This window comes from Streptomyces sp. AC555_RSS877 (assembly GCF_019049245.1).
GTDB lineage: Bacteria > Actinomycetota > Actinomycetes > Streptomycetales > Streptomycetaceae > Streptomyces.
Window position 1 is genome coordinate 1 of record NZ_JAGMUK010000041.1, and the last position, 1,424, is coordinate 1,424.

Genomic DNA, 1,424 nt, shown 5'->3' on the forward strand with positions numbered 1-1,424 from the left:
CTAGTGTGATGCGCCAGAAATCGCGGGCTTAAGTCTGTAGCCTGTTTTCATGTCTCGGGGTCCTCGTGCCGTCGAAGTTGCGTTGTCCGATGAGGAGCGCGCCGAGTTGCTGCGCTGGGCGGGCGGGGCGGTGGCGCCCCGTCTTGTCGAGCGGGCACGCATCGTCTTGGCGTGCGCGGACGGGAAGCCGAATACGCGTGTGGCGACGGAGTTCAAGGTAACCGCGGACACGGTGAGGAAGTGGCGGTCGCGGTTTGCTGCCCGGCGGATGGCCGGACTTGCGGATGAGCCGCGGCCGGGCCGGCGCAAGTCGGAGCTGGTGCTCAGTGATGACGAACGGGCTCAGCTGACGCGTTGGGCGAGGCGCGCCAAGACCGCGCAGTTCCTGGCTCTGCGCGCGAGGATCGTGCTGCGCTGCGCGGAGGGCGGGACGAACAAGCAGGTGGCGGCCGAACTCGGGGTGCGCGAGCAGTCAGCGAGCCGCTGGCGGGCCCGGTTCGTCAAGCGGCGGCTGGACGGGCTGACCGATGAGCCGCGGCCTGGCAGGCCGCCCTCGATCCTGCTCGACCAGGTCGAGGACGTTGTCGTCGCGACGCTGGAATCGACCCCTGGCCAGGACACGCACTGGTCGCGGGCCTCCATGGCCGCCCGCACCGGGCTGTCGAAGTCCACCATCGGGCGGATCTGGAAGAAGTTCGACCTCAAGCCGCACCTGCAGGATGCCTTCAAACTCTCCACTGACCCGCAGTTCGTCGCGAAGGTCGTCGACGTCGTCGGCCTGTATCACCACCCGCCCGAGAAGGCTGTAGTGCTGTGCGTGGACGAGAAGAGCCAGATTCAGGCGCTGGACCGCTCGCAGCCGGTGCTGCCGATGATGCCGGGCATGCCCGAGCGGCGCACCCACGACTACCTGCGGCACGGCATCACCAGCCTGTTCGCCGCGTTCAACATCGCCGACGGCACTGTCATCGGTGAACTGCACCGCCGCCACCGGGCCGTCGAGTTCAAGAAGTTCCTGGTCACGATAGACAAGGCGGTTCCCGCCGGCCTCGATGTGCACCTGGTGTGTGACAACTACGCCACCCACAACACCCCCGAGATCAAGACCTGGCTCGGCAAGCACCCCCGCTTCCACGTCCACTTCACTCCGACCGGCTCCTCCTGGATCAACCAAGTCGAGCGATGGTTCGGCCTGCTGACCGACAAGCTCATTCGCCGAGGCGTGCACACCTCGGTGAAGGCGCTGGAGGATGACATAAGGGCCTGGATCGACTCGTGGAACGAGAACCCCAGGCCCTTCACCTGGACCAAGACCGCCGACGAGATCCTCAAATCCCTCGCCGGCTACCTCACCAAGGTCACTCCTCCAGCCAGCGATAACCAGCGACAGACTTAAGCCCGCGATTTCTGGCGCATCACACTAG

At 66.0% G+C, this 1,424-nt stretch carries 1 protein-coding gene; it reads left to right on the plus strand.

The features are described 5' to 3' along the window. The first annotated feature begins 49 nt into the window (after nt 1-49). The gene (locus tag KUM49_RS20180) at nt 50-1,396 is read left to right on the plus strand and encodes an IS630 family transposase (protein WP_217238283.1); all 1,347 of its coding nucleotides are present in this window, start codon (nt 50-52) and stop codon (nt 1,394-1,396) included. Nucleotides 1,397-1,424: the final 28 nt, after the last annotated feature.

What these genes read in the sequence shown, in the direction of transcription:
- KUM49_RS20180 (WP_217238283.1), top strand. Translation starts at nt 50, where the DNA reads ATGTCTCGGGGTCCTCGTGCCGTCGAAGTTGCGTTGTCCGATGAGGAG.